We start from the raw sequence: 3,003 nt of genomic DNA, 5'->3' as shown, positions 1-3,003 counted from the left end.
AATGAAAATCCCCGTAATAATATTACGAGGTCTTAATGTACTTAAGAATAGTGATTTGTTGCTTTAAATCCCATTTAATGGTTATTTATTGAAATCTAAAAAAAGGGGTATTTCAAAATCCTCTATCAAATAACTAATTATCATGCATGAATTTTTTCCTGTAATTATTAAATGCTATGATAAATTCAGCATGAGGCCAGATAAGTGGGAAGGTAACGTAAGCAAATCCTTCTTTCCATTTAGGATGCGATCTGACATGCTCGATCATGGTAAGCTTGCTGTCCCGTAAGATCTTGGCATTGGTATAATCCTCCAGCCACATCTCAAATCGTTCAATTGTTGAGATATGTTCGGGCAACATGTAGTTATGTGCCATCTTCACAACCCATCCCAGGTATTTCTCTGCCATGTCCTGATCATCAATGCTGGTATAATGATTGGAAAGCTGGCTTGTGAAATGAAGCCACGGTCCGTATCCCCCGTTGTTACGGTCCCACAGTTCAGGATAACGGTTCAATCCTCCCAGCTCCTTATCCCACAATGATTGATCAATTCTTTTCACTGTATTAATATTCCGTAAATCATGTTCATCTATCAGACCAAAGAGGGCTGGGGAATATTCCACAGCATCCACATCGATAACGCTGGAAGCAAAAGCATCATAACCTATGGGATCACTGCTTTTATATTTCACTCTGATGCACTTGATGAACGACCTGCGCCTGGGGCTGTATAAGCTCTCAAGAATGGCACGACGTACCTGTTCTGCCTGGTGTTTCCACTCATCCACATCCTTACCCAGGGCTTCCCCGATCTCAACCGCTCCGAACAATCCAGCACAACACGTGCAATTGGCATAGATCTCAAATCCATGTTCGTAGGCAGGATATTCATGGATGCTGTTTATGGTATGAATGAGATGGATCTCATCATTCTTGTTCTGAAGAATGAAATCCACGGCCTTTTCAATAGCCTCCCAGTACTGAAGGCAGAATGCGCGATCAGCAAGACTGTCAAAGAACAGCCCTCCGGATGCTTTTAGATATTTACTTAGAGCAAATAGTATCAATCCGTTACCATCTATTTGCAGGTCCTTATAACTTGTATCATTACCATCCACATCATAACGCTGGCTGAACTCCCCGGAAGGTTTTTGGGCAGCCAGCATGAACTCAAGGCCCAGTTTTGCCTGATCCAGATATCCGGCCGAGATGGCTCCCATAATACAAATAGAATGATCCCTGGGATAGATGAAGGGATATCTGGTCCCGGGAGGACTGGCATAAAAACCACCGTTAGGATGCTGGTTTTCAAGCAGGATTTTCACACAGTTCCTGTATAGTTTTTCTGCTTCCTTAAGGTCCATGAAGTTTCACTCCTTTTTTATGAATTTGAATACACATATTCCTTTTTCCAGGATCTTATCCACATCTTCTTTTGTCACACCAGCTTTTTCAATGGCTTCCATATTATAGGCAGTGGGTACTTCAGGCACTGAACATTTACATGCAAGGTGTAATGTTTCAGCCCCTGCCATTTCTGCTCTTTTTTTACGGTAACCATGATGCAGGAGACATAAAGTGTTTACAACAGCCGGGCATTCCACTTTTTGATTATTAGAAGCCTCACGTTCTTTTACATATTCCACGACTCTTTTAAACTCTTCAGGCCTATCCCCGAACATATCAATAAAGCGTATCAGTTCGTCATTGAAAGGGCACATAGGCAGATAATTCAGGTCACCTTCGGGTGCCCCTTCAAAACCAGGGCCCTGTGTTTCTCCCAGTTTTTCACCAATTCTTGTCAGCCATTCAGAGGTTTTCTTAGGGCCGATTATATCCACTAGATCCATTATACCAATTAAGAATCCCTGTGGCAGTATATTGCCAAGTCGAATCATATTCCGACACCCTTAGATTATTTATTTTTTTATTTATGTATATTTCATTTAAGGATATTAATAAGTTCCCGGTTCCATCCATCGGGTCCTACGCCATTTCCTCTTTTAATAAACAGTTCATCAATTGACTTATCATATGAACCATCAGGTTTTTGCACCAAAATTGGAATGTCTACAGCTTTCAGCATTGGCAGGTCATTTAAACTGTCCCCCAGACCAATTGTTTTAACATCAGGCCATTGTTTGCGGTATAGTTCGCTTAAGATACGTACTGCCCGCCCTTTATCATTGTTACCCATAATATGATGGTATCGTCCACCTTTAGTATAGTTGAAGCCCCGTTTGAGGACTTCCTGTTCAAGCTCCACTTCTTTTGGAGGATCACTTATCACCCTGAAAGCTTCATCATAGTCCCTTTGCTTGGCTAAGGCCGCACATTCAAGGGTCAGGCCCGTATCTTTGCAGACTTCTTCCACATCCATATCTCCGAATCCGATTATCTTGCATTTTATCTCATCACATATTTCTTTCAGGTTTTTTTGAAGGATCTCATATTGTATTCCAAGTTCAATTACTTTATAATGATCTGACAATTTATCATATTCAAAATCAAAGTCAAAATAATCCTCTGGAATAAATATGGCTCCTCCATTTTCAGAAATCATGGGGTGATGCAGATCCAGTTCCTTACTATAAATATCAAGTTCTGCCCTGGTCTTACTTGTGCAGAAGATCAGAGGAATATTTTTTTTTCGGATAAGTTCAAGGGCTGGGAGAGCTAATTCATATGAATAGGAGTTGTGATCTATAAGGGTACCATCCATATCAGTAAATATTATATATTTTTTTTCTGACATATTAGCTACCAAATTTTATTCATTTATCAATATGCTCAATTTTCGTGGAAATACTATAAGGTATTTCCCCTCATCGAACCCCTCGACAATCTTATCTCTTCGGGGGTCAGGTCATAGAGTTTGTAGACGAGCTGGTCTATTTGGTTTTCAAATCCAGTTTTATTTTCAAGGTTTCTTTTTTTAGATATGGAATGTCCTTTTGCACTACTTCCCATGTCAACTCCAGATCAGTTCCGAAGTATTTAT

Annotated in this window: 4 protein-coding genes; all 4 read right to left on the bottom strand. The window is 40.2% G+C overall.

Translation table 11 applies throughout. The features are described 5' to 3' along the window. Positions 1-133: 133 nt before the first annotated feature. The 4 genes from IBX40_12400 to IBX40_12385 are packed head-to-tail and all read right to left on the bottom strand — an operon-like array spanning position 134 to position 2,972. Entirely contained in the window at positions 134-1,366 is a 1,233-nt protein-coding gene (locus IBX40_12400) for a glucoamylase (protein ID MBE0525110.1), read from the bottom strand. A gap of 6 nt (positions 1,367-1,372) precedes the next feature. Beyond that, a complete protein-coding gene (locus tag IBX40_12395; protein MBE0525109.1) occupies positions 1,373-1,900 on the bottom strand; it encodes a hypothetical protein in 528 nt (175 codons plus the stop codon). Between the two features lie 44 nt (positions 1,901-1,944). Next, positions 1,945-2,757, bottom strand: a complete 813-nt coding sequence (gene mpgP, locus IBX40_12390; GenBank protein ID MBE0525108.1) for a mannosyl-3-phosphoglycerate phosphatase — start codon at positions 2,755-2,757, stop codon at positions 1,945-1,947. 53 nt (positions 2,758-2,810) lie between these two features. Then, a complete protein-coding gene (locus tag IBX40_12385; GenBank protein MBE0525107.1) occupies positions 2,811-2,972 on the bottom strand; it encodes a hypothetical protein in 162 nt (53 codons plus the stop codon). Positions 2,973-3,003 lie beyond the last annotated feature (31 nt).

The sequence above is a fragment of the Methanosarcinales archaeon genome, from assembly GCA_014859725.1.
Taxonomy (GTDB): Archaea; Halobacteriota; Methanosarcinia; order Methanosarcinales; family Methanocomedenaceae; genus Kmv04.
The sequence above is the reverse complement of the archived record's forward strand: the minus strand, read 5'-3'. Positions and strand labels throughout refer to the sequence as shown.

Bases quoted from the DNA above. Each gene is read 5' to 3' on its own strand.
- mpgP (MBE0525108.1), bottom strand. From the start codon at position 2,757: ATGTCAGAAAAAAAATATATAATATTTACTGATATGGATGGTACCCTT.
- IBX40_12385 (MBE0525107.1), bottom strand. From the start codon at position 2,972: ATGGGAAGTAGTGCAAAAGGACATTCCATATCTAAAAAAAGAAACCTT.
- IBX40_12400 (MBE0525110.1), bottom strand. From the start codon at position 1,366: ATGGACCTTAAGGAAGCAGAAAAACTATACAGGAACTGTGTGAAAATC.
- IBX40_12395 (MBE0525109.1), bottom strand. From the start codon at position 1,900: ATGATTCGACTTGGCAATATACTGCCACAGGGATTCTTAATTGGTATA.